This window comes from Veillonella faecalis (assembly GCF_024677885.1).
In the GTDB taxonomy this organism is placed as follows: domain Bacteria; phylum Bacillota; class Negativicutes; order Veillonellales; family Veillonellaceae; genus Veillonella; species Veillonella nakazawae.
In genome coordinates, this window is record NZ_JALBWL010000002.1 from 260,883 (window position 1) to 287,574 (window position 26,692).

The following is a 26,692-nucleotide window of genomic DNA, read 5'->3' on the forward strand; positions in this document are numbered from 1 at the left end:
TTTAACAATGGAGTCGCCAACCAGAACAGACTATACTGACCAGCGACTACCTTAAATTTAATGTTTCAGATTTATTTTCTTATCTCTAATTTCATAAACTACATCTGCTACATTTTCGAGTAATCGTTTATCGTGGGTGATAAACACGATAGTTCCGGTGTACTCCTTCATTAGTATTTCCAAAGCCTCTAAACTTGGTATGTCAAGGAAGTTACTGGGTTCATCCATTATTAGGATGTTATATCTACCCATGAGCATTTTAGCAAGCAACAATTTTATAATTTCTCCACCGCTTAAAACAGATAAACTTTTTCCAATATCGTTCTGTTTGAACCCCATAGATGCTAGCACTGAACGAATTTCTGATATATTGTAGTCACAATCCTTCTGCATAAACTCCATAACATTCTGATTACTGTTGTACTTGTAACCATTCTGTGCAAAGTAACCTATTTTTGCCTTAGGCGAAATAGAAATTCCTTCTTCATGGTTTAAGATCATTTGGATTAAAGTTGTTTTTCCGATTCCATTACCACCAGTTAACGCCACTTTTGCTCCTAACGGAATTTGAAAAGATGCATTTTCAAACAGAGCCTTATCCCCAAATACTTTATTAATTTCTGCACCGACTATAGGGTATGGATTATGGAGCTCCAATGCTTTACTTTGCCTGAAACGAATTCTGCGAATGCCTTCCGGAGCTTCTACTTTTCCTAAGGCCGCAATCCTGTGCTCTAGGGTTTTAGCAGCATTATACATCTTTTTTTCCTTACTTCCTATTGATTTTTGATGAGCTAAACGCCCTCCGTCTTCAGTACTTTTTTTCTTTGAAGAACCTTTTGCCTTCTGTTCTATTTTACGAGCCTGTTTTCGCTTTTCCTCCGCAGCCCTTTCCAATCGGGCACGTTCCGCAATAAATTGTTCGTATTCTGCAGCTTGGCTCTTACGTTCTTCCTCTTTCTGACGAAGATAATCAGAATAGTTTCCCCAATACTCAGTGATTTTGCCATCTTTCAGTTCCCATATTTTATCTACTATTTCATCAAGAAAATAGCGGTCATGGCTAATAACTAACAGTGCACCTGTAAAATATTTTAGCTGTCCTATTAGAAAATCAATTCCTTCACGGTCTAAATGGCTCGTAGGTTCATCCGCTAAAATACCATGAACCTGTGCCGATAAGGCCTGTGCTATTTTAAGCCTTGTTTCTTCACCACCGCTCATAGTCTGTATATTTAATTGCTCAACACCTAGCTTGCCTACAAGTGCAAAATCTTTTTCCTCCTGCAGAGTTACTTCGTCCAACTGGGGAATATAGGCAAGTTCACCCAGACGATTCATTTTACATCCTGGGGGAGTTAATTCTCCTAAAAGTACCCTGAGTAAAGTGCTTTTTCCAGCACCATTTGCTCCTACTAAACCAATACGGTCATAATCATATACTTCTAATTCATTTATATCTAAAACATCGCGTCCTTTGAATTCCACACGAATGTCTTTTGCTTTTAATATTAATTCCATAACATTTCCTCCTGTCTATAATCGCATGCTTTCATTTGCTTGTATGCAGGGAAAACCCTGCGATTTTAGCAGGAAGAGTTACATGAAAATAAGATACATAAATATTCCTCCAATATTGTTTATTTTAAATCTAATTTTCTAACCTCAGTTATCATTTGGCAAACTATAGCAATGCCAATAATTAAAATACCTGATAGTAAAAACCAATGATTTACACCGATTTTATCAGCAAAGAATCCAGAAAGAATTAACCCAATTGGCATAGCAAGTGACATGATACTTCCGATCAAAGAAAATACACGTCCTAAATATTCAGGCTTAATTTTCTCCTGAAAAAGAGCTGTTTGCACACCGCTATAAAATGGCACCGAAAGCCCCATTATTGCACAGCAAACTACGAATATTACAAATCCATTTGGAGGAAGTATTCCCGAAACGGCTAAACTGGTCCCCATTATAAAAAATGAACTTGTTATTAGTAATACATGCTTTTCGAAGCCCCCTAATCTTCCTAATAATAAGCCTCCTGCTAGCATCCCAAATGCAAAGGAAATTTCCGTAATAGAAATATGCACAGGCGTTCCATTAAAGTGTTCCATGCTTATTAAAGGAAATAGTGCATTGATTGGCATATAAACAAAAGTATATAGTGTTCCTAAGAGTAATAAGGCAAACAATCCTTTGTTTTGTCTCAGAACCACAACTCCTTCTTTCATCTCCCTTATGAAATTTGGTTCTAAACTTTGCACTTGATTACCCAGCTTAGGTATACGTACAATTGCTACCGTAATAGATGCAATCACAGCACCCAATACGTCGATGGCAATAATAGCATTTAAATCCCAAACGGAGTATAAGAGTGCTGCAACTGCCGGACTAACAATATAGCTTATAGACTGCAAAGACTGACTATAGCCTGCGCATTTCGTTAGCTGTTCTTCTGGTACTAAAAGTGGTGTAACCGCATTGAGTGCTGGGGTATGAAAAGCTGTTCCAATGCTACGGATAAACAATACTATCATAATCATCCAGACAGGTAGCTCCATACAGAATGCAACAATAGCAAGCACTGCACCAGCTGCTGCGATAATTAAATCGGCACCAATCATTATCTTCTTCCTATCATGACGATCCACTAGCACACCAATGGCAGGTCCCAAAATCGCATAGGGTAAAAAACCTACTAATGAAGCCATAGACAAGACCATCGCAGATCCTGTTTTTTCTGTAAGGTAAAAAATAATCGCCATTTGCAGGATGGCACTAGTGATTAATGATACTGCTTGCCCTGCCCATATTGCATAAAATTTTCGTTTCCAATTGTTGTATTTTTCCATTTATATTATCTCCTGCATATTATTTTGCTTGAATTTCTATTTTGAATAGCATTCTAGGCAATAAAAAATGCAGGCCAAACCCCACAATGTGGCTTTTGGTCTGCATACATACAATTTGGAAACATTCATATTAAAGACATAGTTAAATAAAGGTATAGTTAAATAACCAATATCCTCACCGTAACTAATGAATGCTCAATATCGTATAAATAAGCACAACAAAAAAGCCTATCATCGGGTATAGATTCTGCTTTTTTTATTGCCAGCTTATCTTAAACGCATTGAGGCTGTCATAGTTTCGGTTCCTCCTACATCTTTGTTTATATCAATTTATAGTATAACACAACAAGATGATATGTTCAATATAAAAGTTATGGAATGAGACTCATACTTCCAATTCGATGCCAGATTTAAAGGATATGACGAAGTTTTCTTCATAGACTGTAACGCTCTGGATTATCTTCCTTAGTAGCAAGCGATTAGCTTTCACAAAATCTTCTGTTTGTAGTTTTAAAAATTCATCAGGATTTTCTAACTCAACCTCAAAATATTTCGTTTTACATTCCCTCATTTCATTTATTGATAAATTGAGTTTGCAAAAAAGAGTGGACAATTTTTGTCTACTCTTAACCTTTAAAATAGTTTTTTTTAATCGATTTGAAGTTGCCTAAATTATTACTTATTCGGTAAAATGAAGTATTGCTTTCAACAGATTTCCTTCAACTACACTTCACTTGATTCAAACAAGGTGGGTACATTTCTATTCCCACAAACTCCTTGTCAATGGAAACAAACACGTACCCACAGGGTAAATGGAAATAGAAACTGATAATTTCTAGCTATCACTTCTACTCATTCCAAAAATTTTCTCACTCTGATACTTACCCACCATAAAGCAAAAAGCCTTGCAATCAAGGCTTTCATTATCCCTTTCGTTCAAAGGTTTCTAAGCTTTTACGAGCAGAGCGACACACTCAGCGGTTCGCTATCTCCGTTCTGTCTGCGTGCTAGCACTTGTCAATCACGGACAGCAATCGCATGGGCGGAAGTAAATGCTAATCTTCGTCGTTTTACTCCTTGACTAGCAAACTTACCGCCTCAACATGGGGCGTGTGCGGTACTCACGAACGCGGTTTCCGCTTTTTAGACGGCTCGAAAACCAAACCCACTTCGTTTGGGACTGCAGCCATTTACTGCAAGAAGCCAGCTCGGACGGCAGATATACCTATATCTACACCGATCCCGACAGCTACGAACCTTTGGTACTGGTCCGCACTGGCATGTAGCTACTGCCAAAATAGATGGAAATCTTATTCAAGAAAGAAATAATGGGAATGGTACATTATCTTGGAAGTACTACAAAGATAATGTAACCGAACAACATAGGAAATAGTATCATGACAACTTTAGAAAATAAGATCTTTACTTTAAAACAGAATCATTTAATGAAAAAAATGAAAGAAATTCATTTTTTGAATAATTTAATTTCAGATTCTGAAAAAATTATTCCATATCCACTCTCATGTGAAATAATAAATCGTCCTTTTACCCCCTATAGAAATATAGAATTATCAAAAGAAAAATTTAGTTTATCGATAAAAAATGAAATATTAAATTTTTTTGCACCAGAGGAAAATGATATTGCTTATGTATACTTTTATGGAGGAATAAATGATTCGGCTGAAATGCCAATAGAATTATTCCCCTTGTTTATTATCAAAATAAAAAATATTAGCAATTGGCTAGAATTAATAAATAAACCAAATTTTTATTGTTTAAAATTCTTTAGTCATAAAATAGATAAAGTTATCGATATATCTCTACTCGGTAATGAGGAAGATGTGTTATTTATTTCTATTGGAGTGAACGTTTAACTTTAAAAATAAATAAACTATTCTAGCAGAAGCAATTCTTGGTTTTGTATAACTTAGAGGTGTTAACCATGAAAGAATTATTAGAAAAACTTGAAAATAATAGGTTTATTTATAAGGTAAGAATGGATCTTGAATTCGATGTAAAAGACTATCAAGAATTATTAAAAATTTTAAATGAAATAAAGCATTATACTCATAATCATGATCTAATTGAAAAAAGACTAGCGTCTATTTTATATGAAATACCGAAATTAACACATATTTGGTATCTCAATCTAAAAGATGATCCAAATAAAAATGAATCTTCTATTGTTAATCAACTTGAAGAAGCATGGATAGAGTTAGATTCAATAATTGGAGAAGAAATTCTTGGTCAAGGACAATAATTAATGAAAAAAGAATTATTATGTATTTTAAAAAAATATGAGACACATCCTGATTTTTTGGGTGACACTATTAAAGATATAAATCAAGTAGGGGGCATGGATGATACAGTTTTACATATTGCAGCTAGAAATAATTCTTTAAATGATGCTCTTGTATTTCTTCAAAATGGGGCATTGATCGATCTTAAAGGGGACTTAGGATATACTCCCCTACATTATGCATGCATGTTTGGAAATATAGAAATGGTGAAAGTACTCCTTGATAATGGATCTGATAAAAATATACAAAATGAATTTGGAGAAAATGCTGTTAGAATTGCAATTAACTCATCCAGCGAAAATAAAGAGAAGATAGTAAAACTATTAAATGACGTTAAAAAAGCGTAAATAAAAAATAGATTATAAATCAATCAAATGGTGCCATATCTTAAAATGTAGAAAGTAAGACATGAAAAAAAACAATCTAATTTTATTAATTAAAAATCAAATGTCAGATAACCCAAAAAATGAAGATGCTTTACATTTAAATACACTTTTACTAAGCTCGATAGAAAATCCTAGTATAGATAATGATTGCTTCATAGAATTATTTAGCTATTATTCCAACATATCCCAAGGAGAAGTAAGTGAACTATTTAATTTACTGCAATCTTTAACCAAAAATGAAATCAATATAATTCATGATTTTTTAGAATATATTTCCAAGTTTATCAAAGACTTAGGACTATGTTGTGAATTTGAAAACTTTCTAACGGAAGTAAAATATATACAAGAACGAAATTATCTAGAGGAAAAAATTGGGCCTACTTTTCCAGTTTTCAAAGTTGATAAAAATAACATCATAAGTTTTGATGATAGTGATGACTCTTATATATTTTCTATAATGCAACTATCTACTAAAACTTGGATTGAGATAACATACGATGATTTTCTCTCAATACTTGAATCACTAGAGTGGCAAGCTTTTACTAATAAGGCTTTATTATATTTTACTCCTTGCTGTTTAAAATATATTTTTTCTAATTTATCTAAATTTCATTTATATGGTTACGTTGTTGAATTTTTATATATTGCCCTAAGAAATGAAAGTACGATATTTAACACTACTCAAATCAACTTAATTATTGATTTTTTAAAATTCATCCAAAATTTTAACCAGGAAATTAGTGTCGAAACACAAAAAAAAATAACAAGTACTATCCAACTTTATTTATAACTTCCCGACCTTCAAAGGTGCGGTGGGCGTCGGTCGGCCGGTGAATCCGATACATGGTTTGTGATTTATGGAGGATACTTTTATGTTCAAATCAAAATTATTTCCCGAGGATTTTTTTAATATATGTATTAAGCGTAAAGTAGAAATTAAAAAGTTAGATAAACTTCCTAAGCTGGATAATAACTATTTGTTATTTATTGCTAAGTATCAGGAAGTAGAAATAATACCTGATATTTCTCTTTTTAATTATGAAGAGGCTTTAAATGAAAATAGATACCTAGAGTGTAATTATCCCGAAATATCAAGGTGTTTTTGGAGTATTGGGCAAGCAGGACAAGGAGATGGATGGTTTTTAAATAAAATTGATAATACCATTTTTCATTATAATCATGATGCTGGAGAGTATACCAGATCTTGCTTTACAAATTTAGGGATAGATTTCTCACAATTTATCCAGTTTGCTTTGTTATACAGAGATTTAGAGCACCTATTAGATGAAGGAGAGACACTTACGGATAATATAAAAAGTGAGTTTATATATTCAGTAAATAGTATAAGTAATAATTTGTTTGATGTTTATCCATATAAGTATTTTTAATTGGAATATTCAATAAATTTATTAAGCAAGTCGTAGCCCGCACAAAGCCTTCAGTCCTAATGTAGAGTGTATGTGGTTCGCACACCGTTTCTGTTTTTCAGACGACCTCAATCATTTTTCGAAGTCGTCTGAAATATTGGTTCTTTAACTATCTAGGCCAAAACCGCCTACAAATATGGTCAGGACGGTCGGTCGGTTTGTGAATCAGGATCCGATTGGGCTGTTGGGTGGGGATAATCTTTATGGAAGAGGATAGGATTATGTTGGATAGATTATATTTAATCAAACTGATTGATCAGTTAAGAAATTTTGAAGGTTCAGAAGAGGATGAAGCTGTATTTTTTGAAAAATTAGTAAATTTGGTCACAGATCCAAATATATCAGATTATATATATTGGACAAACATGAGCTCCGAGGAAATAGCTGATAAAGTACTTAGTTACAAACCTATTATCCTTCCTGATTTAAGAAATTCTTAGTCTACATGAAATTTTTAGTTTTAATGTAACGCATATGTGGAATACATACATGTACTATGTGTAATAAACGACCTAATAAGAAATGTTGATTATTTGACAAATTATAACTGAAAGGAGTGATGAAAATGAAAATTAAGAGTTTAGTTGAGAAAATGGGTGGAGTTCAAAGGTTTACATTTGAACCACTGATTCCTACATCTAGAAAATCAATGTCTAAATTTTTAGATATTACTAAAGAAGAATTTTCAGATTATTTGGATTATCTTGAATTATTTGGTGGAGAGACAGGATTTATAAAAGAATTTAAGTTAACACCATATAGTAATTTGCCTGAATATTGTTATCCTGATGACGATATTCCTGTGGGTGGTAATATCGAATGGAATGGTGGTGATTAGGCTTTTTTTATGGTGAAAATATAAACTACCAAAAAAACTCCCAAATTAGTGAAAGGCTTGAAAAATACAAAAATAGAATACCAGATAATTTTCTACCAATATCAAGTAATGAATTTGGTGATTTAATTTGTCTATGTACTCAAGGAGAAAGAATTGGACAAATTTTCTATTGGGATCATGAAAATGAATGGGATGAAGAAGATTATTTTGATGAATTTGGTGTACAAATGCCTGAAGAAGTAAAATTCCAAAATATCTATTTAATTGGTAAAAATCTATATGATTGCTTTAGTAGAATGATTCCAGTTTAATAATTAAAGCAAGCCGTAGCTCGTATAAAACCTCCAGTCTCGAAGTAGGTTGTGTGCTGTGTTCAACCTCCGCTACATCTACGACGCACTGGGCAACCTGATCAACCGCCAGTTGACTAATGGCGAGAACCAATATTACCAATACGATTTAGAAAACCAGCTCGTCCGTGCTGAAATCAAAAAGTCCGCCGGCAATACCGAAATCTGGATATACGCCTACGACCCATTCGGATGCCGCCTTTCCAAAGACAGCAAATAATACCTCTCCTATTTCTACAACGACCAAATCGGCATACCGCCTAGAAAGGATTTAATCCATGATTAAAAATTTAAAAATTAATGACGGTAAAGCTACTGCTTTAATATCTTTATCGCCTAGTGGTATGCAACCGCATGATATAACCATTTTTATTGATGATGAATCAGGAGATATACAAAGAGAAAGCCAAATTCATCCAATTCTTGATAGGATAGAGAACTTTTTTAAACAAATAAGCATTGATGATTTAATAAGAGAAATCTCAATAGAGATTAATCAAGCCTGTTATGAGCAAAGTGATTATGAATCAATGGAGTCCGATAATAAAGAGTTAGCAAATGACTTAAGAATTATGAATATTACAGCATATTTTGATGATTTAGTATTTATATACTATTCTAATTCGTTTCTTCCCGATATGGAAATATCTGCTCAAATAACTTATGAAGGGAAATTAGAAAATTTGGAAATATATGATAAATAGTGCCTATATTTGGTCATTCGGAGGAGCAAAAATATCTAAAGAAACGATAATAAAAGGATTAGGAAAATCAGCTGTGACTGTACCTAAAGGATTTTTCTAGAAAAATTACAAAGGGAAGAAGGATGAGTTATCAACTAATAAATAATTTTATAAACCTCTTACTAGATTATGGTTGGCATGTTCAAAATGCTGATAGTTCAGATTTATTCTATATTTCTGGCTCTGAGATGGTTTGGAATTTGATAAATGATGATTTATATAGAACAAATACATTAGTTTTTTTTGTTATTGGAGATTTGGGCGAATTAAGCAAGAAACTTAAAGATATTATTTTTGTTACTGATAATAAAGGAAATAGACTTATCTTTAAGAAAGATAATTTATCTGACCAAATTAATTTTATTAGAAATCTATAATAACAATAACGACGGCCTCTATGCGGTTATGGCATCAAATTATTGTTTGACAACACCGAAGAGATATTTAAAATGCAAAACGAATTAAGAGAAGGGGTTAGGACCGGTAAATATACTTGTACTGCACCAATTTCTAAAAGTAATAGTAAAAAAGGAAAAAATGATGACTCTTTATCAAATATACTCTGCTGTTGATAATGAAGAAGCGTATGTGGACTTAAAACAGGATGATAGAAAAATTGTAGAATTTATTAATTACAATAAAGGTAATTATACAGAGGAAGCAGTTTTTATAGCTCAGAGTGGATATACCTCCAAAAATATTTCTAAAACAGATTTTATTCAAACAATTCCTAAGATGTTATTGTTCTCTGAAACTTTCATTAATAAATTGGCTGATAAATTAAAAAATGAATTAGATTTTTTTCCGGCTAAACTTAGAATCAAGAATGATGAATTTAAATTTTTCCTTGGAAAAATTAAATTAACTGCTGAATTGGTAAATATGGAAAAATCAAATTTTTATGAAATAGATGGAGAGAAATTTATCGATTATCCACCTGTATTCTTTGAAAATATATCTGGCTTCGAGTTTTGTGCAAAAGATATAAATGATGATTTAATTTGGGCTTTTTCTGATAAATTCAAAGAATTAGTTGTGAGTAATAATTTGAAGATGGAATTTCTTCCTCTAACATGAAATACTCTGTAAGTAAGTTATAGCAAACCGTAGTCCGTACGAAACCTCCGATCCTGGCTTAGGACATGAGCGGTACGCACGTACGCGGCTTCGCCTATCGAACCCCCACCAACGAAGACGGCGAAAGTAGACAACAGACCCGCTACTTCCACTGCGACCAAATCGGTATCCCAAGAGAGATGACCGATAAGGACGGCAATCTGGTTTGATTCAGCAACTACACTGGCTGAGGCCGTCTGAAAGAGGAAACCAAGGTAACGGATAGCTTATACTAGCCGTTCCGCTTACAGAACCAGTATGCCGACCGTAAGTCCGGGCTGCATTACAACTTCTTCAGGCCTTATGAGCCTGATGCGGGTCGGTTTGTGAATCAGGATCTGATTGGGTTAGCAGGAGGAAAAAATTTCTATCAATTTGCTCCCAATACACAAAGTTGGATAGATCCATTAGGATGGATTTATTGGAAGAAAAGTACTCCTAAACCTCCTGGTTGGCGTTAGCTAAAAGATGGAACATGGGCAGGAATTTCAGGACATTCTCCTTTTATCCCAAATAATCCTTCCAAATTATGGTACAAGATACTAAAGCCTATTTACGACAAAATAATCTGATTTTGCATTATTCTAGTAGGAATACGACTCAATTGATCCCTGAATCTTTACATGATGGTATTCGACATACAGGTCCTGCCAGTGTGATGCGTAATAAACAACCTAAGAAGAAATGTTGATTATTTGACAAAATTATAACTGAAAGGAGTAATAAAAATGAAAATTAAGAGTTTAATTGAGAAAATGGGTGGAGTTGTAAGGGTCGGAGCAAAGCCTTTCGATCCTGTATCACGAAAAATAATGTCAAAATTTCTAGATGTTGATAGAAAAGAATTTTCTGATTATTTAGATTATTTGACGTGTTTTGGAGGAGAGACATATCTAAATGAAGTATTTTATAAATTAACCATGTATAACAATGGACTACCAAGCTATTGTTATCCCTCTGATTCACCAATAGAAAATGTTGTAATAAAGAAAGGGGAATTTGGTTGTTTCTATGGGGAAGGGGAATCGTATCAAACTGGCTATTCATTGAGCAATGCTATAAAAAAAATGGAAAATAGGATTCCTAAGAATTTTATACCTATTGCTGAGAATAACTGCGGAGATAGGATATGTCTTTGTATAAAAGGGGAAAAAATAGGACAAATTTTTTATTGGTACCATGAAAACGAATGGGATGAAGAAGATTATTTTGATGATTTTGGAAAAACTATGCCTGAAGAAGTAAAGATGCAAAATATGTATTTAGTCGGAGAAGATTTGTATGACTGTTTTAATCGTATGGTCTTAGAAGAAGAATAATTGTCTGAAATATTGGTTCTTTAACAACCTCATCAGCATCATCGCCCCCACCTGTTACACCACAAGATACAGCTATAACGCCCAATGGCTGTCCGAAACCGTTACCGACACTTACAATACTACAGCTACGACGCCTTGGGCAGAAGAATAGGCATACTCCTTTTAATTTGAGAGAAGTAACTAGAGAACAACATGCAGCGCTTGACCCTTATAGGAATCTAGGAGATTAGCTATGAAAGCAATAGAAATTTTAAAGAATTTTGTAGAAGAAAAATTATCAACTGAAGAATTGGAAATGGCATTGTATTCCAATCAAGAATTAATTTCCTTGTTGGAAAATACTAAAGCTAAACCTTATATGAATAGTAATTCCACTTATGAATATTTAATTAGTCAGGATTTGACATCTCTTGATGCAAAGTTAAATTTGATGGATATTTTCAGGGGAATTTTAGATTACAAGCATGTCCCGTACTCTTCGAATTCAACGACAGAAAAAAATTTTGATTTGATTTTGGAGGCTATTCCTAACTGGATACCAGCTGATATGGGTTATTTAAATTCCTTGTATGCTAAGTACAAACCTAAGACGGCGACTACTTTTAAAAAGATTATTAAGGAACATTTCATTTGCATGGATAAACATCCCAAATGGTTACAGGAGCCTGATTGGCCTATCGGTGATAATATTCCCGCAATGTTTCTAGGGCAGTTAGATATATCGAAGTTGAAGCATGATACTACTTATTTGTACATTTTTTGGGATAAAAAAACAGACAGATATATAGAAGTAATACAGTCTCTATAAATGAGGAAGCTGTAGCCAATGAAATCTACAATTCCGATGTAGAGTGCGAATGGAACTCACGCACGCGGCTTCTGCTTCTCAGACAGCCTCGAAGAGGAAGCCGGATTCGTTTGGGACGGCAGCCATTTACTGCAAGAAATCCAACCGGACGGCAGATATATCTATATCTAGACCAATCTGGATCCCTACGAGCCTTTGGCACAAATTCGAGGCTGGAACAACGAAGATGGAGAAGGCGTCCAACAAGCCCACTACTTTCACTGCGACAAAATCGGCATCCCACGTGAAATGACTGATGATAAAGGCGACCTGGTTCGGGGATTATTACGGATGGGAAACAAATGCGTATTGATATTATAGGAAAATAGATATGTTACATTTAACTAATTTACAAACAAAAGGATATGATGAACTTATTGAAATTGATGGAGAGATTGTTTATCAAGTATTTGCTATTAAGAAAAATAATGGAACTTATAGCACATATTACTATACAGTACCAAAAAATAAATTGGATCAGGCTGAAGATTATGAGATAGAAGAATTTAATGAATTTAATGAACTTGGATTAGCTATAAAACATATTCAATCAAAAGGCGCTAATCTATTAAGATTTAATATATTTAAAGGTAACAAGCCTCTTTAAGACCTTTTTTTTGACCATAGGTTGGATCGAGCCCCAACAAAACATCAAGGTCGTCTAAAATCAATTTTCAGAAGACCTTCCCTATGATTTTTATCCAAAAAATACTGACAAAGGTATGCTTGGGAAAATAGTCGGTCAGCCATCACCAATGAAAACGGTGCGTGCTACCGCTTTAACTACGACGGCCTCGACCGATTGATTGCCGAAAATGGAGATAAATATGCCCTTCCTGAAAATTCCTTATAGAGATTATCCTGAAGAAGGATTGTTTAAAAACCTTTATCGAGAAAACATCTATAAAATAGAGGAATTTAAAGATGAATTTAAGTATTACGAATATACCCCAATAGAGAAAATTATTATTGATGAACATAATTTAGTACCATTCATCTTTTTTTCACCAGAAGGAATAAATTATTTAATGCCTAAAATTTTTGATAGCATCAGTAATGGCATTAGAAATGATGATATTCCAGTAAATATAGAAGAATTTATTATAAATATACCTACCGCAGAAAACATCACTCATGCTTTAAATCTCTTAAAAAAAGATGAGCTTATAATTCTTAAAAAGTATTTAGAAAAAATATTATTTGGGGGCTCATCAAATTTGATACAGCAAATAGGTGAACATTATTTATTCAGAAGTATTGAATATCTCGAAAAGTTAATAAATAATTCCTAAATCTACTTATTATTTTGTTAATCAAATATATAAGCCAAGGTTTCTAGAAAAGGTCAAACCATACCCTTCCCCTTCTCCCGTGGGAGGTGGCAAAAACAAAATCCAGAAGGCCCAATTATAGAACTACCAAAAAGTAAACATGATTTAGGGAATAAAAAAATGCACCCCTTTGGCAATCAAAAAGGAAAAGATGTGGCTTATTACCATACTCATGGGGCTTATGACTCAATTTAAATTTTGGTATTAAGGAAAGAATGATGAATAAAATCTGGCTCTTTACTATATTAGTATTTCTTTGTTTTACTTCAGTTTTTGCAAAAGATTTTTTAGACAAAAAGGAGAGCAATATGTTGGTCAGTTCAGAAAATATGGCGCTTGAGCTTGCTGAAATATACATAAAAAACGTATATGGAAATACTGTTTCAATAAATCAAAAACCATACCGTATTATTGAAGAGAAAGATGTCTGGATCATTAATGGAGCCCCTCCACAAGCACTAGGTGGTAATTTCCATATAGTTATTTCTAAAAAAGATGGGAGAGTAGAAAAAATAACCCATTCAAAATAGCAAGCTGTAGCCCGTACGAAACCTCTAATCCCGACGTAGAGCATTGTGGTACGCACGAAGGCGGTTTCGCCTATCAAAACCACATCAACGAAGACGGAGAAAGCCGCCAACAAACCCACTACTTCCACTGCGACCAAATCGGCATCCCGAGAGAGATGACCGATGACGAAGGCAAGCTGGTTTCCTTCTTACAAAAGAAAATGAAAATTTTGGTGTTTTTTTTCCTGATATTCCTCCTGAAGAGTGGGAAGAGGATACTGAATTTGAAAAATTTGAATAACCAATTTTAAAAATATTTATCATTTAGCAAATCTAATAAAAATAACACCATGCCGTCTGAAAACACTATCCTAAACTTTTTCAGACGGCCTTTCTCGTTCTTTAACAATTCAACTTCTCACTACCGTTTACGGACGCGATGGTAAAAAGCTGCGCGGTTTCGCCTACCGAAATACCTCATGGTCGAACACAGCCAGCCCGACGGATTAGTGTCTTGCTACGAATACGACAGCTACGACCCCTTGGCACAGGTATGCAACTAGACCAGTATGCCGACCGTGAGCCGGGGCTGCATTACAACTTCTTCAGGTATTATGAGCCTGATGCAGGTCGGTTTGTTTATCAGAATCCGATTGGGTTGGATGGTGGAGATAACCTATATTTATTTGCTTTCAATAGCCAGATATGGGTCGATGCACTGGGACTTCCCGAAGCTCCATGGGGGAAAGGTAGCTTTGATAGTGCAAATGTTGCAGATATTTGCAAAGTTATGGCAGATCCAAATACTAAGAATGCAATACCAAATGCTTTGAGAAATGGTGGAGGATGTTGAGGAATATAGATTAATACCCTATTATGTTAAAATATAATTAACATTATTTATGAATAAAAAGAGGATGTTATATGATTGATTCAACAACTAAAGATATGATTTCTGTGTGGATGGGGACATCTTTTAAAACACCTGATGAGTTTAATGAATATACAGATGGAATGGAGGACTCAGATTCTCATTGTCCAGCTTTTGCAGATTTTGGAGTTTCATTTATTGATTCCGATTATTTTGTGGCATTCCAGACAGATAATGGAGAAATTGTGCCAGTTGAAGTGTTAGCAGAAGAAGTTGGGGCACACTCCAATAAAGTTATAAAAGATATTGTGAAAGTAGCAAAAGAGAAAGGAATAAATGAAGGTAATTCTTTATATTACTATTCTAATGCAACATTTAATGAGGAAAATCCAGGTAAACTTTACAATGATTTGAAGTTTATAGGAACTTTTAAAGATCCAAGAAAAAAATATCGCTAGTGATAGTGAAACATTAGTCAGGATATCCACCCGGATGGCAGATATACCTATATCTACATCGATTCCGACAGCTACGAACCTTTAGCACAGGTTCGCGATTGGACAACCGAAGACGGAGAAGGCGTCCAACAAGCCCACTACTTCCACTGCGACAAAATCGGCATCCCACATGAAATGGCAGTGTCAGAAGTGATTTTGGAAATTGGCGCAGAGAATATTGGAAATATAAAGCTAGAAAAGAGTTAAGATGTAGAGGCCTAAAAGTAGGTAAGTTTTGTTAGTTTAATAAGGAATATTTATGTTAAATAAATTTGTTTTAGAGCAGTTAATTGCTTTCTTTCAAAAAAATCCAGTGGCTCAAGGTAAGCCAACAACTGATGATGAGGTTCTCAATATAGAGAAAGCACTTAATATTAAGTTAGATGACGATTTTAAAGAATTTACAATGAGATTTGGAGGGTGTGTCGTTAGGGATACTCAAATATATGGAATATATAATTCCGAATTTCTTGGGGAAGATACAATTATTGATTTGAATAAAGAATTTTCCGAGTATCTTAAAGATGGTCAAAGTAATTTAATAATTGGCACCGATGGCTGGGGAAATCCTATTTATATTTCTCCATCTAAAACGGTAATGATTTACAATCATGATACTGATGAATTGCTAACTTTAGCAGCTAATTTTTCAGATTATTTAGAGAAAATTCTTAAAAAGCAAATTTAGCAAACTGTTTAAACTCGAACCATTTTAGACGGCCTCAATACCTCTTTGAGGTCGTCTGAAAGACATAGAAGTTTCAGAAATGTCATTCCTGCATGATTTAAGCGGGAGCGGACTCAACCAAACCCGCTTCGTTTGGGACGGTAGCCACCTCTTGCAGGAAGTCCAACCGGACGGCAGATATACCTATATCTACATCGATCCCGACAGCTACGAGCCTTTAGCAAAGGTTCGCGATTGGACAACCGAAGACGGAGAAGGCGTCCAATAAGACCACTACTTCCATTGCAACCCAATCGGTATCCCGCGCGAGATGACCGATAAGGACGGCAACCTCTTATGGTTCGGCAACTACACCGGCTGCGGTCATCTGAAAAAAGATGAGTGGGTTTACAAGAACTTGCACCAGCCGTTCAGACTGCAAAACCAATATGTCGACCGTGAGACGGGGCTGCATTACAACTTCTTCAGATATTATAAGCCTGATGCGGGTCGGTTTGTGAATCAGGACCCGATTGGGCTGTGGGGTGGAGAGAATTTGTATTCGTTTGCGCCTAATACGATCCATAAGGATTATCTGTACAATCAGAGAGTGCTCAACGTGGAATTGATAACAATTTGAAAAAACCGCACAATGCTGGAGGAAAATATCCGAAGGTTGCATATATGGTTTCAACAAAAAATAAGGATAAGCAAAGGGATGTGGGTTCATCCAAAGGCGTTGCTTGCTTTATGACTTTAGTATTCAAAGATTGATTTTAAGGACGATAATTATGAAAAGTAAAGAATTTATTCAAGGCCTTATTGAATATTTAAAAAATAATTTGAATATTCCTGATGCTAATTTTCTAAAAGATAGGATTAAATTAAAAAAAGGAAAATATGTTTATGGTGAAATATCCTTTAGTAATTCTCGTACTTTCGAGGGGGTCATACTTCACCTATATGCATACAATTCTGAAATGGGAAATTTTTTCTCTCAAAATGTTCCTCCTTATGATAAATCGTCAAATCCATATGATTTAGTATTTGTACAACCATCTATCTCGCAGGCGCATTTTTTTAAAGCTCCCCCTATTACCTCATTTCCTTATGGAGATACCATTAAATTACCTGAATCTGAGAATGATGCAAAAAACATCTATCCAGATGTATTAAAGCATTTGCAGCAAGATCATATTCCAATCATTATGGCCTTCCATTCCTGTAGCAAAGAAGTTTTAAAATATTTAGCACTTTATCCAGAGGCTTTTCGTTTTAAAGCATTAACCGCTATTTTTATTATAAATAAGAATGAATTATCACTAAATGATCCTTTAATACAGAATATTTTATTGTTTGATAAAAAAGTATTAGAAAATGATAATGGATTGTTTAGCAAGCATGATTTGATTTTCCTGGAAAATTCTTTTGACCAAAAATTAAAACAACAAATTATGCAATAATTAGTCCTTGTAACAAGCTGTAGCCCACACAAAATCTTCCAATAATTTAACATTCTATGCTATAGAAAAGGAAAAGTATTATGAAAATATTTAATTGGGATAAAAACAAAACTTTATATAGATATCTTAAGAATGGTGATTTATTTTGTTTTAAAATAGCTGATAAATTATTCGGTTACGGTAGAATAATCGCTAAAAATAAGCTTGGTGCCACTGTAGGAATTTTTGATTTGTTTACTTCAAGCCCGGTTGAACCATTCAATTATAAAAACGCTGGAAATTACCCAATTCTATTCAAAACTGTTTTAGACTGCCATACCTTATTTGAATCAAAGCTAGAGTCAGACTGGCGGATAATTGCTCAAGATCCCAATTACCAAGATCCAATCCCTAGTGAAATTACTTCCATTAATCCTGCTATGGGATTGGCTCACAATGCAGACTTTTCCATCGAGAAAGAAATTGATGAAGAGGATGCAAGGCAAAAAATACTCAAGAGCATTGAATTGCTTGAAACACCCAATAGCCATTATCATATTTTAAGTTTTCTTATTCGTCGTAAACCAGAAATTTTTAATTTACCTATGGAATCGTTTGCAGAATTTGGAGATTTTATTTCGGATGAGTTTCAAAAAATTCACCACCGGAATTTAAAAGTGTAAAAAGCAAGCAGTAGTCTGCACAAAACCTCCAGTTCTTACGTAGGGTATGTGCAGTATGCACGCACGCGGTTTCTGTTTTTTAGACGACCTCTACTAAATCGCCTCTCCCGACGGACTGGTGTCCCGTTACGAATACGACCGTTACGACACCGACGGCAAAGTGCTCAAAAGCAGCAATAACCTCGGCGAAGAATGGACGTTCGACTACCGCAAAGACCAGACCGTCGTTACCGACACTTACAATATGACAGCTACGACCCCTTGGCGAAAGCCCGCAATTGGACAACCGCAGACGGCGAAAGCCTCCAACAAACCCACTACTTCCACTGCGACCAAATCGGTATCCCGCGCGAGATGACCGATAAAGACGTCAACCTCTTGAGGTTCGGTAACTATACGGGCAAAGGTCGTCTGAAAGAGGAAACCCGAGTAACGGATAGTGCATATCAACCCTTCCGATTACAGAACCAGTATGCCGACCTTGAGACGGGGCTGCGTTACAACTTCTTCAGATATTATAAGCCTGATGCGGGTCGGTTTGTGAATCAGGACCCGATTGGGCTTTCAGGCGGAGACAATCTGTATCTCCAGTAGGAATACCATACCCTATGAGAGCCTTACCTCTTGGTTTTAATCGAAAGCCTTATACCATATATAGGGTACTGAAACCAATTGATAATGTAGCTGCAAGTAAAATTATGCCGTTGTTTGGAGAGATTGGATTAGGGACACAGTATGATTTACCCAAATCTGTTAAATCATATAGAATCTGAGCATCTGGAAGAGGTGAAAATAGGAAAATGTTAAAAATTAATGAATTGAATTCATATCTTAAAAGTAAAGGAGTACCAGAAGATAGTTACTCAATCAATGAAGTAAATGATGAATCATTATGTATTGTTGAAGAAAATAAAAAATGGCATATATTCTATTCTGAAAGAGGATTGAGAACCGAAGAATATTGTTGCCAAGATGAACATTTGGCAATTCTATATTTTATAAATCGCTTATCAAAAATGTTAAAATTTTCTTTCGAATGAAAAAAGCAAACTGTAGCCTGTATGAAACTTTTAATTATGGTATGGGGTATGTGCGTAACATACACGCAGCTTCTACTTTTTAAGCGACATCTAAATCTTCTTTGAAGGCGTCTGAGCTATCGATTCTTTAACAGTTTCATTACCATTAGCAATGGCATTCTATCTAGAGGTCGTTTTTCCTGATGGCTGAGAAGCTAATTGACATAGACAAATACAGGAAAGGATATATATTATGTTGAAAATATTGAATAATTCTTTGGATGGAATTGTATTGGGTCAAAAAAAGGCTGACTTTGATGATGTTATTTTAAATAATCCTAATTACTCATTAGAGTTTGATAGAAAACACAAGATACAATCTGATTCAGAATTGATTACTGTATCCTCCTTGAGGAATTGTGATGAATTTTGCTTAAATGGAAAAGTTATTAACTTTTCAAATCTTGAAAAATTTTTAGAAGAGGAGGATCCTCTAATAGAAGTTTCGGATGAAGAAAATTATTTTTATATTTTTCCAAAATATAATTTAGTTTTATATGTTGACTATAAGGATAATTTGTTTCTGCAGATATTAATTTACGATGAGAGTATAAGAGATTTATATGATAATAAAGGTAAAAAGTACTCAGACTTTCAAAAAAGTAAACTTAAAAACCCAACTTTAAATCATGATAAATTAATATTTATTCCTTATAAGAGCATAGGCGATTTTGAATTAAATTGTTCTCTATCAGATGTTATAAGAAAATATGACATATCAAACAATGTTATCCCGAAGGTAAAAAATATTATAGAGATAAACAATTTTGTACTAAGGTTTGATAATGAAAAGTTAACTGAGGTTACAATTTTCAATGATAAGAAAGTAGAGTTTGCAATATACTATAATGAAATGGATATATCATCAAAAAAAGGGCTTACTGAGTTATTAAGTCAATATGAAGTTATTGAGAGAACGAAATCTAAATATCTTTTCAAAGAATTAGGTCTAGTTGTAGAAAAAGATCTGTCCGAATTTCGTTTTTTTGAACAATCATTATTAAAATTTTGGGTAAATTTGCATAGACCTATTACTAGCTGGTAATCACAAGTAAGCCATAGCAAACCGTAGCCCACACAAAATCTTTAGTCCTGACGTAGGGTGTGTACAGCACGCACGTACGTGGTTTCGCCTATCAAAACCACATCAACGAAGACGGCGAAAACTGCCAACAAACCCACTACTTCCACTGCGACCAAATCGACATCCCACGCGAGATTGCCAATAAGGTCGGCAATCTGGTTTGGGGATTATTATGGTTGGGGCAAACTGAAGAGCGAAACCAACGTAACGGGTGTCCAAGAATACCTTTGAAAGATATACAACCAGACCCTATAGATTGGTGGTAATAAAAATGATATCAAATGACATTCAAGAATTACTTAAAAATATTACAAAGTCTCTAATTAAAATCGAAACAAAAGAATTAGATGCTTTAATTTCTAGACAGTCAACCCATATAGATAATATTGATTTTCATAGATACGAAATATCCCATAGGAAAATTGAAAGTCTCAAATTTTCTTTCTGTTCATTTCGTGGTGCTTTCATAAGCTATAGTTCCTTTACTAATTGTAATTTTATTAATTGTTCTTTTATTACGGCAATAGTTTGTAATACAAAATTTACTAATTGTACATTCATTAATTGTGTATTCAGATCAATGCATATACAAGATGATTTAATATCTAACTGCTCTTTTCAAAACTGTCATATAGAAGATAATATATTTTCTACAAATAAAACATAATTTATGACAATGTTGAATAAGGCATCCGGGCCGTCTTTTAGGTTGATCCTCTTGGTTTAAGTAAATGCTCAAGCTAAAGGTCGTTATTTATTTGAAACACTCCCTGCTACCAGAAGTAGCCTCGCAGTCAAACTAAAATGGAACCTCATGACTAATATTGCTCAATTTAAAGTGAAATCAGGAACAACTATTATTGAAGGTAAAGCTGCACCTCAAGGTTTGGGGTTGCTTGGTGGACAAACACAAAAATATATTAATGTCTTAGAAAGGTCAATAAGACAATGAATCAGGAGCAATTTATAAAAAAGATCAATATAGTTTTAGTCGAAATTGATAAAATGATTAATAATTGTGATGAATATAGTTATACAAATAACCAGCAGTTGATTTCTATAAAAAATGAACTATATGACATGATTAACTATCTAAATTCAGAAAGTATTTTTCAACAAAAAAAAGGAAAAGAATTTTTATTGTCTCGGATAGTAATTGATTCTTGGCCATTTAATAATGAAGTAGCTAAACTCCTTGTAGAATTAGAAGAAGATTTCAATTCTTTGACAAGAAAAAATATAAAAATGCCTAAGTTAAAAATTTTGAATGAAACTCCTTTAGACTTTCAAGAAAAAAATTTTTTTGACGAATGGGAAGTCAGTTACCTTGATTTGATGGAAGTAAATCAAGGTTCTCCCTTAGTTGGAAGTCTATCCATTAATGGTCAAGTTATTATTAAAGAACAGGGGTTTGGAGGGCCGTTGTTGTATTTCAGTAGGAAAATTTATATTCCAGTTTTCATTAGACGATTTTGCGTTGTGGGATTTAGGCTTGCAATATTAAATTTAGATGATTTATCAATTGAGTATATTGGAGGTATCGAAGACTTGGTTTATCTGAAAGAGATAAAAGATAATAGAATTTATTTCTATACAGATATGTATAAAAGCACAGAAAAGAATTTAACTTTATATGAACAAATATAACTCAAGGATATGCTATAAACATCATAGCCAAAGGACTTTCATATTAATTAAATTTAAAGAATTTATTCAAAAGTATTGGATAAGCATAACAAAGCTCAAACAGATAGATACATGAGTAAGCAATTAACTAGAATTGGTGGTAAGGTTTTTGGAAAATACGGATCACGTAGTAAATGTGCATAGAAACTGATTGATAATAAAAATTTATAAAAGGAACATTAAAATGAGTGTTTTAAGTAATTATATAATTCAAGATTTAATCCAGAATGTATCTAAAGGAGTTACAGAGTCATTTAAATTTGTATTAGAAAGATATAATTCTAATGAAGTTTTTGCCTATACATTATATATTGATGACTATTGTTCATATCTGGGGTGGGCTGCTAACACTATTTCTCACTACGAAATAGAAAAAGTAATCTACTCAAAAGAAGATCAGCCTTTTATTAAATGGTATTACCCTCAATTTGCAATAGGACTTGGAGATGTTCCTGAGAAAATAGATAGTATATTCAATAATGAGATTCAAAATATTCTTAATGATGCAAATACATTAATAACAGAAGATAATTTTGAGCAATATCAGGCGGAAGTATATGATTCAATTATAGAAGGATTTAAAAAAGCGATAGAAAATATAGATAAGAAAAAAACAAATAATGTCATATTTTTTGTTTCTATTGTAGATAGTGATAATTCTGAGATTATGGAAAATTATTCTGCTGAACAACTAAATTCATATGATAAATTTCTTACGTTCAAAAATAGATTTCAAAGCAAGCCGTAGCCCATATGAAACCTCCAATCCCGACGTAAGTGTGCGCGGTACGCACGCGGCTTCTGCTTCTCAGACAGCCTCGAAGAGAAAGCCGTCAGCAAACCCACTACTTTCACCGCGACCAAATCGATATCCCTCGAGAGATGACCGATAAAGATGGATCGACCCTAAAGGCTTGGCAGTTTTTGCAATACCCATTATTGCCCCTGAATTGATTGCATTAAGTAAAGCTGCGCTTGTAACTTTAGGTATAGGTATTATTTATGAAAAAGGGAAAAAAGCTCTTGATACAGTAATGATGTCAGTAAATGGTAATCAAGTAGATTCTGGGGTTGCTAATCAAGTTTATGAAAAAATAAATGAGTATTTTCAAAGCACGGAAAAAATAATATGGTAAATGATAGAATTTCAAGTTTTGATGCTTTTTTAGAATGTAAAGATCTATCAATCAATGACTTATTAGAAAAACTACTATATTCTAATACTATTATTCAATATGAAGCAGCAAAAAGACTACAATTTTTTCAGTATAAAGAGATTATTGATATAATCAGAAATATCCTCTTAACAAGTCGATATAGTAAACATAGAGAAATTGCAAATTTTATCTTGGGACAAATACAAGAAGAACTTAGCACTACGGAATTGAAAGAAATTTTCTCTATATTAATTTACTCTATTCAAAATGACAAAAGTATTAAAGTAAAATCATCTGCAATATCTTCTTTAGGACATCTATTCAAAAAATATAATCTAGGAGAAGAAGAGTTTCGCACTATAGAAAATAATATTAGTTCTATTTGGAATATAAATAGATATTCTATAATTATTTCTATTGCATTTAGTTCTGCATATTTCCCAAAAAGAAATTATATAAAAGAATATCTTATAAAAAATTTAAACAGCAAGCATCACAAAATTATTTCATGGGTATTGTATGGATTAAAAGGAAAACATTATAAATCAGAATCAATTGAAAATTTACTAATACATAAACTAAGCCAACTTAATGAAAAATCTTATATTTACAATGAAATTATTGCATTTTTAATTTCAATTAGTTCTAAAAAAGTTATCCCTTATATTGAAAAGACACTATTCACTCAAAGTAAAATCGATGATGAAATTTATACTGAACTTAAAAATAATTTATCGGATGAATTTGCGGAATTAAGAAAAAAATTATTAGAAGAATTTAAATAGTTTCTTGACGTACGCCTCAACCGCAAACCTGCTTTCGTCTTCAAAACCAGTACGCTGACCGTGAGACGGGGCTGCATTACAACTTCTTCAGGTATTATGAGCCTGATGCAGGGCGGTTTGTGAATCAGGATCCGATTAAATTAATTGGTGGAGATAATCTATATCAGTTTGCGCTGAATACGCAGGCTTGGATTGATCCATGGGGTTTGGTTCGCCTTATACGTTACAAACTCCGAGATACTATTTCGGCTCAAAATGGTGCACGTGGAACAGCCATAGATAGAGCTTGGAGAGAGGAAAAAGCTTTAGTTGAAGTAGGGGGGGGGTACTCGAAATTGGACACAAGCAGAAAGAGATTTGATTTTGAACACGAAAAATAAAAATTTGACCTCTGTTATGTCTGGAGCAGGTTATACTGGACATCATATTAATTCTGTTGAATTAGGCAGTCTAGGTCAAAAATGGAAAGGTGATCCAAGAAATATTGTATTTTTGCCTAATAGTAACCATCCTGGAGGAGTTGACGAACATTTACATTCTAATCAAGGGCATAGAGGTCGCTGGACCAATTTGGGGAGCGGTAGGTTAATTGATAGGCGAGCAATGTTGCAACAACTTAAAAAATGCACAAGATAGGAGTATATTATTATGTTTAGTTTAAAAACAGCAGTTAAAAATTTTTCTAATATTTATGGTCAACTTTCTCGTAAGGAGATTGATTTTGGGGAAATTATAATTGACGAAAAAATATTACAAGATAATGCGTCTATCATTAACTATTTTTTCAATTTGATAACATTAAATCCTCAAATTCATATAGGTCAGCCATTTAATTTAATTTTTGCATCATCTGAAAATCAAGAAGGCTTAGTAGGATGGCAAGAAGCCATAAACATAGAGAATTATCTCTATATAGCTAATCAAAATGACGAACCTATATTAATTTCAAAGGAAACCCTTGAAATCTTTTCTTTACGATTAGGGTCAAAAGAACCTAAAAAAATAGCTTCTTCTTTAGGAGATTTTATACAAACATTGTCTGAAATAATGGCATTGTCGGAAAAATTCTTTTCGAAGAATATTAATAATGATGATTATTTTATTCTAGAGGACGATGAATTTATTGCTGAACTTAATGTTTTTTTTCAGTCAACTAAACTAAGTATTGAAGTAAAAAACTTCTATAATTTTTTCTTTGAATAATTGGGAATAACAAGCAAACCGTAGCCTGCATAAATTTTCAAATTTATAGGTAGCAAGCCGTAGCCCGCACAAAACCTTCAGTCCCGACGTAGGGGGTGTGCGGCACGCACGCGGTTTCTGTTTTCAGACGACCTCACTATCTTCTTTGAGGTCGTCTGAACTATTTGTTCTTTAACAATCTCATTAGCAGTTAACATAGATGTCGTCTCACCCAAAGGCAACGTCATCGCCATCACCGCGCCGGACGGCAGCAGCACCCAAATCGACTACCACGAAACTCTCAACCTGCTGGTTGCCGTCAACGATTCCGCCGGCAGGATTACCGCCTATACCTACGACGGACGCGGTAACCTCGTCAGCATCACCGCCCCCGTCTGTTCCACCACAAGCTACGGCTACAACGCCCAATGGCTACCCGAAACCATTACCGATACTTTCAATACAATAGCTACGACCCCTTGGCACAGGTATGCAACTGGATCAACGAAGAAGGCAAAAGACGTAATATACCCACTACTTCCACTGTGACGAAATCGGGATCCCTAGAGAGATGACCGATAAGGACGGTAATTTGCTGTGGTTCGGCAACTATACCGGCTGGGGTCATCTGAAAGAGGAAACCAAGGTAACGGAATTATGTTATCGGAATCTCTATCTAAAGGGACTACCCATTCTAAACATAAGGGCTATCATAGAGGATATAACCAAGCAATTATGGAAATAGTAGATAATATTGATAAAAATTCTAAATGTGAGAGAGAAAAGGCTAGAAAAATTCAATCATTACAATCCAAAATTCATAAGGCACTTAAGTCAGGAAGTATGTCTTTATATAAACCAATAAGAAAACAAGATTGGATTAGTTACTTAACATAATAAGGAATAACATAATGAATATAATATTAGGATTTATAAAAAATAATTTATTAGAAGTATTAGGTAATTATCAAAACAGCCAATGGAAAATTATTCAAGATATTTCAGTAGCACAAAGATATGCATATCAGCAGTATGATTTAGAGACTGTTTGGGCGGATTTGCGTGAATCAAACTCACTAATTTTAAAGCTATCTACAGATGAAGATGACAATTTTTGGGATGAATATGCTGTTCCTGCAATTGAAAAAAAATTGAATTCCTTTCACTTAGAGGAGGGATTAAAAGATAGTTTATTTAGTGATATAGATGCCGATTTATTTAATTGTTATTTAAATAACAAATATAAGAAAAATCATCCTTTTTGGAATATGATAGAAGATGCTTATTTTAAAGGGGGTTGGCCTTGTGGATGGGAAGGTAAATATCCTGAGGGGAAGCTTGTCGTTTTTAAATTAAACTAGCTTAAATAAAAAACATGATAATCGCCATCTAGATAAAGCATTGAATCCAACGCAAGGTTTTCAGACGACTTTAATATTCCTTTTGAGGGCGTCTGAAAGAGGAACTCAAGGTAACGGATAGCGCATACCAGCCCTTCCGTCTGCAAAACCAGTATGCCGACCGTGAAACTGGAC

At 34.0% G+C, this 26,692-nt stretch carries 41 protein-coding genes and 5 pseudogenes; 44 read left to right on the forward strand and 2 right to left on the reverse strand.

Annotated elements, in window-relative coordinates; genetic code table 11:
- Window positions 1–57 precede the first annotated feature (57 nt).
- Together msr(D) and mef(A) are read right to left on the reverse strand one after the other, a co-directional pair.
- Window positions 58–1,521: an ABC-F type ribosomal protection protein Msr(D) gene (gene msr(D) / locus MOQ65_RS04940; protein WP_000420313.1), complete on the reverse strand. Its 1,464-nt coding sequence runs from the start codon at window positions 1,519–1,521 to the stop codon at window positions 58–60.
- Between the two features lie 119 nt (window positions 1,522–1,640).
- Window positions 1,641–2,858 carry a macrolide efflux MFS transporter Mef(A) gene (gene mef(A), locus MOQ65_RS04945; protein ID WP_000417519.1) on the reverse strand — a complete coding sequence of 406 codons (1,218 nt, stop codon included), beginning with the start codon at window positions 2,856–2,858 and terminating at the stop codon, window positions 1,641–1,643.
- A 1,397-nt stretch (window positions 2,859–4,255) separates the two neighbouring features.
- On the opposite strand from mef(A), the gene MOQ65_RS04955 reads away from it, so the two are divergent.
- From MOQ65_RS04955 to MOQ65_RS05115, 44 genes and pseudogenes are all read left to right on the forward strand, one after another.
- Window positions 4,256–4,732 carry a hypothetical protein gene (locus tag MOQ65_RS04955; protein WP_257846848.1) on the forward strand — a complete coding sequence of 159 codons (477 nt, stop codon included), beginning with the start codon at window positions 4,256–4,258 and terminating at the stop codon, window positions 4,730–4,732.
- A gap of 68 nt (window positions 4,733–4,800) precedes the next feature.
- Entirely contained in the window at window positions 4,801–5,118 is a 318-nt protein-coding gene (locus MOQ65_RS04960) for a hypothetical protein (protein ID WP_257846849.1), read from the forward strand.
- A 3-nt stretch (window positions 5,119–5,121) separates the two neighbouring features.
- A complete protein-coding gene (locus tag MOQ65_RS04965; protein ID WP_257846850.1) occupies window positions 5,122–5,505 on the forward strand; it encodes an ankyrin repeat domain-containing protein in 384 nt (127 codons plus the stop codon).
- Between the two features lie 61 nt (window positions 5,506–5,566).
- Complete coding sequence (locus tag MOQ65_RS04970) at window positions 5,567–6,334, forward strand: hypothetical protein (protein WP_257846851.1); 768 nt, start codon at window positions 5,567–5,569, stop codon at window positions 6,332–6,334.
- 82 nt (window positions 6,335–6,416) lie between these two features.
- Entirely contained in the window at window positions 6,417–6,932 is a 516-nt protein-coding gene (locus MOQ65_RS04975) for an SMI1/KNR4 family protein (RefSeq protein ID WP_257846852.1), read from the forward strand.
- Window positions 6,933–7,192: 260 nt separating this feature from the next.
- Window positions 7,193–7,411 (forward strand): hypothetical protein, encoded by a 219-nt coding sequence (locus tag MOQ65_RS04980; protein WP_257846853.1) that lies wholly within the window; start codon window positions 7,193–7,195, stop codon window positions 7,409–7,411.
- Window positions 7,412–7,536: 125 nt separating this feature from the next.
- Window positions 7,537–7,809, forward strand: a complete 273-nt coding sequence (locus tag MOQ65_RS04985) for a hypothetical protein (protein WP_257846854.1) — start codon at window positions 7,537–7,539, stop codon at window positions 7,807–7,809.
- Window positions 7,810–7,907: 98 nt separating this feature from the next.
- Window positions 7,908–8,120: a hypothetical protein gene (locus MOQ65_RS09575; RefSeq protein ID WP_505513518.1), complete on the forward strand. Its 213-nt coding sequence runs from the start codon at window positions 7,908–7,910 to the stop codon at window positions 8,118–8,120.
- A gap of 58 nt (window positions 8,121–8,178) precedes the next feature.
- Window positions 8,179–8,379 carry a hypothetical protein gene (locus tag MOQ65_RS04990; RefSeq protein WP_257846855.1) on the forward strand — a complete coding sequence of 67 codons (201 nt, stop codon included), beginning with the start codon at window positions 8,179–8,181 and terminating at the stop codon, window positions 8,377–8,379.
- A gap of 58 nt (window positions 8,380–8,437) precedes the next feature.
- Window positions 8,438–8,863, forward strand: coding sequence for a hypothetical protein (locus MOQ65_RS04995; protein ID WP_257846856.1), 426 nt, complete (start codon window positions 8,438–8,440; stop codon window positions 8,861–8,863).
- Between the two features lie 122 nt (window positions 8,864–8,985).
- Window positions 8,986–9,279, forward strand: a complete 294-nt coding sequence (locus tag MOQ65_RS05000; RefSeq protein WP_257846857.1) for a hypothetical protein — start codon at window positions 8,986–8,988, stop codon at window positions 9,277–9,279.
- 160 nt (window positions 9,280–9,439) lie between these two features.
- On the forward strand, window positions 9,440–9,979 hold the full coding sequence (locus tag MOQ65_RS05005; RefSeq protein ID WP_257846858.1) for a hypothetical protein: 540 nt from the start codon (window positions 9,440–9,442) through the stop codon (window positions 9,977–9,979).
- A gap of 65 nt (window positions 9,980–10,044) precedes the next feature.
- Entirely contained in the window at window positions 10,045–10,188 is a 144-nt protein-coding gene (locus MOQ65_RS09580; RefSeq protein WP_373027839.1) for an RHS domain-containing protein, read from the forward strand.
- An 81-nt stretch (window positions 10,189–10,269) separates the two neighbouring features.
- Window positions 10,270–10,479: pseudogene (locus tag MOQ65_RS09585) on the forward strand (RHS repeat-associated core domain-containing protein); the annotation flags it as partial.
- Window positions 10,480–10,746: 267 nt separating this feature from the next.
- Window positions 10,747–11,337, forward strand: a complete 591-nt coding sequence (locus MOQ65_RS05010) for an SMI1/KNR4 family protein (protein ID WP_257846859.1) — start codon at window positions 10,747–10,749, stop codon at window positions 11,335–11,337.
- Between the two features lie 232 nt (window positions 11,338–11,569).
- The gene (locus MOQ65_RS05015) at window positions 11,570–12,145 is read left to right on the forward strand and encodes a hypothetical protein (RefSeq protein WP_257846860.1); all 576 of its coding nucleotides are present in this window, start codon (window positions 11,570–11,572) and stop codon (window positions 12,143–12,145) included.
- Window positions 12,146–12,340: 195 nt separating this feature from the next.
- On the forward strand, window positions 12,341–12,505 hold the full coding sequence (locus tag MOQ65_RS09590; RefSeq protein WP_373027840.1) for an RHS domain-containing protein: 165 nt from the start codon (window positions 12,341–12,343) through the stop codon (window positions 12,503–12,505).
- 10 nt (window positions 12,506–12,515) lie between these two features.
- Window positions 12,516–12,791: a hypothetical protein gene (locus tag MOQ65_RS05020; RefSeq protein ID WP_257846861.1), complete on the forward strand. Its 276-nt coding sequence runs from the start codon at window positions 12,516–12,518 to the stop codon at window positions 12,789–12,791.
- Window positions 12,792–13,011: 220 nt separating this feature from the next.
- Window positions 13,012–13,476, forward strand: a complete 465-nt coding sequence (locus tag MOQ65_RS05025) for a hypothetical protein (RefSeq protein WP_257846862.1) — start codon at window positions 13,012–13,014, stop codon at window positions 13,474–13,476.
- A gap of 257 nt (window positions 13,477–13,733) precedes the next feature.
- Window positions 13,734–14,045, forward strand: a complete 312-nt coding sequence (locus MOQ65_RS05030; RefSeq protein ID WP_257846863.1) for an NTF2 fold immunity protein — start codon at window positions 13,734–13,736, stop codon at window positions 14,043–14,045.
- 143 nt (window positions 14,046–14,188) lie between these two features.
- Window positions 14,189–14,335, forward strand: a complete 147-nt coding sequence (locus MOQ65_RS09595) for a hypothetical protein (protein ID WP_373027845.1) — start codon at window positions 14,189–14,191, stop codon at window positions 14,333–14,335.
- Window positions 14,336–14,577: 242 nt separating this feature from the next.
- Window positions 14,578–14,877, forward strand: coding sequence for an RHS repeat-associated core domain-containing protein (locus tag MOQ65_RS05035; protein WP_257846864.1), 300 nt, complete (start codon window positions 14,578–14,580; stop codon window positions 14,875–14,877).
- A 71-nt stretch (window positions 14,878–14,948) separates the two neighbouring features.
- Window positions 14,949–15,353, forward strand: a complete 405-nt coding sequence (locus MOQ65_RS05040) for an immunity 22 family protein (protein WP_257846865.1) — start codon at window positions 14,949–14,951, stop codon at window positions 15,351–15,353.
- Between the two features lie 298 nt (window positions 15,354–15,651).
- The gene (locus MOQ65_RS05045) at window positions 15,652–16,080 is read left to right on the forward strand and encodes an SMI1/KNR4 family protein (RefSeq protein ID WP_257846866.1); all 429 of its coding nucleotides are present in this window, start codon (window positions 15,652–15,654) and stop codon (window positions 16,078–16,080) included.
- A gap of 283 nt (window positions 16,081–16,363) precedes the next feature.
- A pseudogene (locus MOQ65_RS09600) lies at window positions 16,364–16,432 on the forward strand (hypothetical protein); the annotation flags it as partial.
- Window positions 16,433–16,447: 15 nt separating this feature from the next.
- Complete coding sequence (locus MOQ65_RS09605) at window positions 16,448–16,699, forward strand: RHS repeat-associated core domain-containing protein (RefSeq protein ID WP_373027846.1); 252 nt, start codon at window positions 16,448–16,450, stop codon at window positions 16,697–16,699.
- A 151-nt stretch (window positions 16,700–16,850) separates the two neighbouring features.
- Entirely contained in the window at window positions 16,851–17,522 is a 672-nt protein-coding gene (locus MOQ65_RS05050) for a hypothetical protein (protein ID WP_257846867.1), read from the forward strand.
- 80 nt (window positions 17,523–17,602) lie between these two features.
- Window positions 17,603–18,184, forward strand: a complete 582-nt coding sequence (locus MOQ65_RS05055; protein ID WP_257846868.1) for an Imm26 family immunity protein — start codon at window positions 17,603–17,605, stop codon at window positions 18,182–18,184.
- A 192-nt stretch (window positions 18,185–18,376) separates the two neighbouring features.
- Window positions 18,377–18,778 carry an RHS repeat-associated core domain-containing protein gene (locus tag MOQ65_RS09610; protein ID WP_373027841.1) on the forward strand — a complete coding sequence of 134 codons (402 nt, stop codon included), beginning with the start codon at window positions 18,377–18,379 and terminating at the stop codon, window positions 18,776–18,778.
- A pseudogene (locus MOQ65_RS09615) lies at window positions 18,778–18,957 on the forward strand (TNT domain-containing protein); the annotation flags it as partial. The gene MOQ65_RS09610 and the pseudogene MOQ65_RS09615, both read left to right, overlap by 1 nt.
- Before the next feature lie 27 nt (window positions 18,958–18,984).
- Window positions 18,985–19,224, forward strand: coding sequence for a hypothetical protein (locus tag MOQ65_RS05065; RefSeq protein WP_054747177.1), 240 nt, complete (start codon window positions 18,985–18,987; stop codon window positions 19,222–19,224).
- Between the two features lie 232 nt (window positions 19,225–19,456).
- Complete coding sequence (locus MOQ65_RS05070) at window positions 19,457–20,308, forward strand: hypothetical protein (protein WP_257846869.1); 852 nt, start codon at window positions 19,457–19,459, stop codon at window positions 20,306–20,308.
- 310 nt (window positions 20,309–20,618) lie between these two features.
- A complete protein-coding gene (locus MOQ65_RS09620; protein ID WP_373027842.1) occupies window positions 20,619–21,014 on the forward strand; it encodes a pentapeptide repeat-containing protein in 396 nt (131 codons plus the stop codon).
- A gap of 147 nt (window positions 21,015–21,161) precedes the next feature.
- On the forward strand, window positions 21,162–21,299 hold the full coding sequence (locus MOQ65_RS05075) for a hypothetical protein (RefSeq protein WP_257846870.1): 138 nt from the start codon (window positions 21,162–21,164) through the stop codon (window positions 21,297–21,299).
- Window positions 21,296–21,994 (forward strand): hypothetical protein, encoded by a 699-nt coding sequence (locus tag MOQ65_RS05080; RefSeq protein WP_257846871.1) that lies wholly within the window; start codon window positions 21,296–21,298, stop codon window positions 21,992–21,994. The genes MOQ65_RS05075 and MOQ65_RS05080 overlap by 4 nt, the downstream gene beginning before the upstream one ends.
- Before the next feature lie 223 nt (window positions 21,995–22,217).
- Window positions 22,218–22,781, forward strand: a complete 564-nt coding sequence (locus MOQ65_RS05085) for a DUF4303 domain-containing protein (protein ID WP_257846872.1) — start codon at window positions 22,218–22,220, stop codon at window positions 22,779–22,781.
- A gap of 166 nt (window positions 22,782–22,947) precedes the next feature.
- On the forward strand, window positions 22,948–23,169 hold the full coding sequence (locus tag MOQ65_RS05090) for a hypothetical protein (RefSeq protein ID WP_257846873.1): 222 nt from the start codon (window positions 22,948–22,950) through the stop codon (window positions 23,167–23,169).
- Window positions 23,163–23,975, forward strand: coding sequence for a hypothetical protein (locus tag MOQ65_RS05095; protein ID WP_257846874.1), 813 nt, complete (start codon window positions 23,163–23,165; stop codon window positions 23,973–23,975). The genes MOQ65_RS05090 and MOQ65_RS05095 overlap by 7 nt, the downstream gene beginning before the upstream one ends.
- 35 nt (window positions 23,976–24,010) lie before the next feature.
- Window positions 24,011–24,355, forward strand: a pseudogene (locus tag MOQ65_RS05100) (RHS repeat-associated core domain-containing protein); the annotation flags it as partial.
- A complete protein-coding gene (locus MOQ65_RS05105) occupies window positions 24,339–24,611 on the forward strand; it encodes a hypothetical protein (RefSeq protein ID WP_257846875.1) in 273 nt (90 codons plus the stop codon). The pseudogene MOQ65_RS05100 and the gene MOQ65_RS05105, both read left to right, overlap by 17 nt.
- Window positions 24,612–24,623: 12 nt before the next feature.
- Entirely contained in the window at window positions 24,624–25,178 is a 555-nt protein-coding gene (locus MOQ65_RS05110; RefSeq protein WP_049228865.1) for a hypothetical protein, read from the forward strand.
- Window positions 25,179–25,701: 523 nt separating this feature from the next.
- Window positions 25,702–25,902: pseudogene (locus MOQ65_RS09630) on the forward strand (RHS domain-containing protein); the annotation flags it as partial.
- Window positions 25,815–26,054 carry an AHH domain-containing protein gene (locus MOQ65_RS09635; protein WP_373027843.1) on the forward strand — a complete coding sequence of 80 codons (240 nt, stop codon included), beginning with the start codon at window positions 25,815–25,817 and terminating at the stop codon, window positions 26,052–26,054. The pseudogene MOQ65_RS09630 and the gene MOQ65_RS09635, both read left to right, overlap by 88 nt.
- A gap of 14 nt (window positions 26,055–26,068) precedes the next feature.
- Complete coding sequence (locus MOQ65_RS05115) at window positions 26,069–26,518, forward strand: hypothetical protein (RefSeq protein ID WP_257846876.1); 450 nt, start codon at window positions 26,069–26,071, stop codon at window positions 26,516–26,518.
- Window positions 26,519–26,692 lie beyond the last annotated feature (174 nt).

What these genes read in the sequence shown, in the direction of transcription:
- MOQ65_RS05085 (WP_257846872.1), top strand. Translation starts at nt 22,218, where the DNA reads ATGAGTGTTTTAAGTAATTATATAATTCAAGATTTAATCCAGAATGTA.
- MOQ65_RS04975 (WP_257846852.1), top strand. Translation starts at nt 6,417, where the DNA reads ATGTTCAAATCAAAATTATTTCCCGAGGATTTTTTTAATATATGTATT.
- MOQ65_RS09580 (WP_373027839.1), top strand. Translation starts at nt 10,045, where the DNA reads ATGAGCGGTACGCACGTACGCGGCTTCGCCTATCGAACCCCCACCAAC.
- MOQ65_RS05075 (WP_257846870.1), top strand. Translation starts at nt 21,162, where the DNA reads ATGACTAATATTGCTCAATTTAAAGTGAAATCAGGAACAACTATTATT.
- MOQ65_RS04960 (WP_257846849.1), top strand. Translation starts at nt 4,801, where the DNA reads ATGAAAGAATTATTAGAAAAACTTGAAAATAATAGGTTTATTTATAAG.
- MOQ65_RS09635 (WP_373027843.1), top strand. Translation starts at nt 25,815, where the DNA reads ATGTTATCGGAATCTCTATCTAAAGGGACTACCCATTCTAAACATAAG.
- MOQ65_RS09620 (WP_373027842.1), top strand. Translation starts at nt 20,619, where the DNA reads ATGATATCAAATGACATTCAAGAATTACTTAAAAATATTACAAAGTCT.
- MOQ65_RS04985 (WP_257846854.1), top strand. Translation starts at nt 7,537, where the DNA reads ATGAAAATTAAGAGTTTAGTTGAGAAAATGGGTGGAGTTCAAAGGTTT.
- MOQ65_RS05035 (WP_257846864.1), top strand. Translation starts at nt 14,578, where the DNA reads ATGCAACTAGACCAGTATGCCGACCGTGAGCCGGGGCTGCATTACAAC.
- MOQ65_RS09610 (WP_373027841.1), top strand. Translation starts at nt 18,377, where the DNA reads ATGGACGTTCGACTACCGCAAAGACCAGACCGTCGTTACCGACACTTA.
- MOQ65_RS04980 (WP_257846853.1), top strand. Translation starts at nt 7,193, where the DNA reads ATGTTGGATAGATTATATTTAATCAAACTGATTGATCAGTTAAGAAAT.
- MOQ65_RS05040 (WP_257846865.1), top strand. Translation starts at nt 14,949, where the DNA reads ATGATTGATTCAACAACTAAAGATATGATTTCTGTGTGGATGGGGACA.
- MOQ65_RS05110 (WP_049228865.1), top strand. Translation starts at nt 24,624, where the DNA reads ATGTTTAGTTTAAAAACAGCAGTTAAAAATTTTTCTAATATTTATGGT.
- MOQ65_RS05055 (WP_257846868.1), top strand. Translation starts at nt 17,603, where the DNA reads ATGAAAATATTTAATTGGGATAAAAACAAAACTTTATATAGATATCTT.
- MOQ65_RS04970 (WP_257846851.1), top strand. Translation starts at nt 5,567, where the DNA reads ATGAAAAAAAACAATCTAATTTTATTAATTAAAAATCAAATGTCAGAT.
- MOQ65_RS05030 (WP_257846863.1), top strand. Translation starts at nt 13,734, where the DNA reads ATGAATAAAATCTGGCTCTTTACTATATTAGTATTTCTTTGTTTTACT.
- MOQ65_RS05095 (WP_257846874.1), top strand. Translation starts at nt 23,163, where the DNA reads ATGGTAAATGATAGAATTTCAAGTTTTGATGCTTTTTTAGAATGTAAA.
- MOQ65_RS05020 (WP_257846861.1), top strand. Translation starts at nt 12,516, where the DNA reads ATGTTACATTTAACTAATTTACAAACAAAAGGATATGATGAACTTATT.
- MOQ65_RS05080 (WP_257846871.1), top strand. Translation starts at nt 21,296, where the DNA reads ATGAATCAGGAGCAATTTATAAAAAAGATCAATATAGTTTTAGTCGAA.
- MOQ65_RS04995 (WP_257846856.1), top strand. Translation starts at nt 8,438, where the DNA reads ATGATTAAAAATTTAAAAATTAATGACGGTAAAGCTACTGCTTTAATA.
- MOQ65_RS05115 (WP_257846876.1), top strand. Translation starts at nt 26,069, where the DNA reads ATGAATATAATATTAGGATTTATAAAAAATAATTTATTAGAAGTATTA.
- MOQ65_RS05025 (WP_257846862.1), top strand. Translation starts at nt 13,012, where the DNA reads ATGCCCTTCCTGAAAATTCCTTATAGAGATTATCCTGAAGAAGGATTG.
- MOQ65_RS05045 (WP_257846866.1), top strand. Translation starts at nt 15,652, where the DNA reads ATGTTAAATAAATTTGTTTTAGAGCAGTTAATTGCTTTCTTTCAAAAA.
- MOQ65_RS05010 (WP_257846859.1), top strand. Translation starts at nt 10,747, where the DNA reads ATGAAAATTAAGAGTTTAATTGAGAAAATGGGTGGAGTTGTAAGGGTC.
- MOQ65_RS05015 (WP_257846860.1), top strand. Translation starts at nt 11,570, where the DNA reads ATGAAAGCAATAGAAATTTTAAAGAATTTTGTAGAAGAAAAATTATCA.
- MOQ65_RS04955 (WP_257846848.1), top strand. Translation starts at nt 4,256, where the DNA reads ATGACAACTTTAGAAAATAAGATCTTTACTTTAAAACAGAATCATTTA.
- MOQ65_RS05065 (WP_054747177.1), top strand. Translation starts at nt 18,985, where the DNA reads ATGTTAAAAATTAATGAATTGAATTCATATCTTAAAAGTAAAGGAGTA.
- MOQ65_RS04965 (WP_257846850.1), top strand. Translation starts at nt 5,122, where the DNA reads ATGAAAAAAGAATTATTATGTATTTTAAAAAAATATGAGACACATCCT.
- MOQ65_RS05005 (WP_257846858.1), top strand. Translation starts at nt 9,440, where the DNA reads ATGATGACTCTTTATCAAATATACTCTGCTGTTGATAATGAAGAAGCG.
- MOQ65_RS05070 (WP_257846869.1), top strand. Translation starts at nt 19,457, where the DNA reads ATGTTGAAAATATTGAATAATTCTTTGGATGGAATTGTATTGGGTCAA.
- MOQ65_RS05050 (WP_257846867.1), top strand. Translation starts at nt 16,851, where the DNA reads ATGAAAAGTAAAGAATTTATTCAAGGCCTTATTGAATATTTAAAAAAT.
- MOQ65_RS05000 (WP_257846857.1), top strand. Translation starts at nt 8,986, where the DNA reads ATGAGTTATCAACTAATAAATAATTTTATAAACCTCTTACTAGATTAT.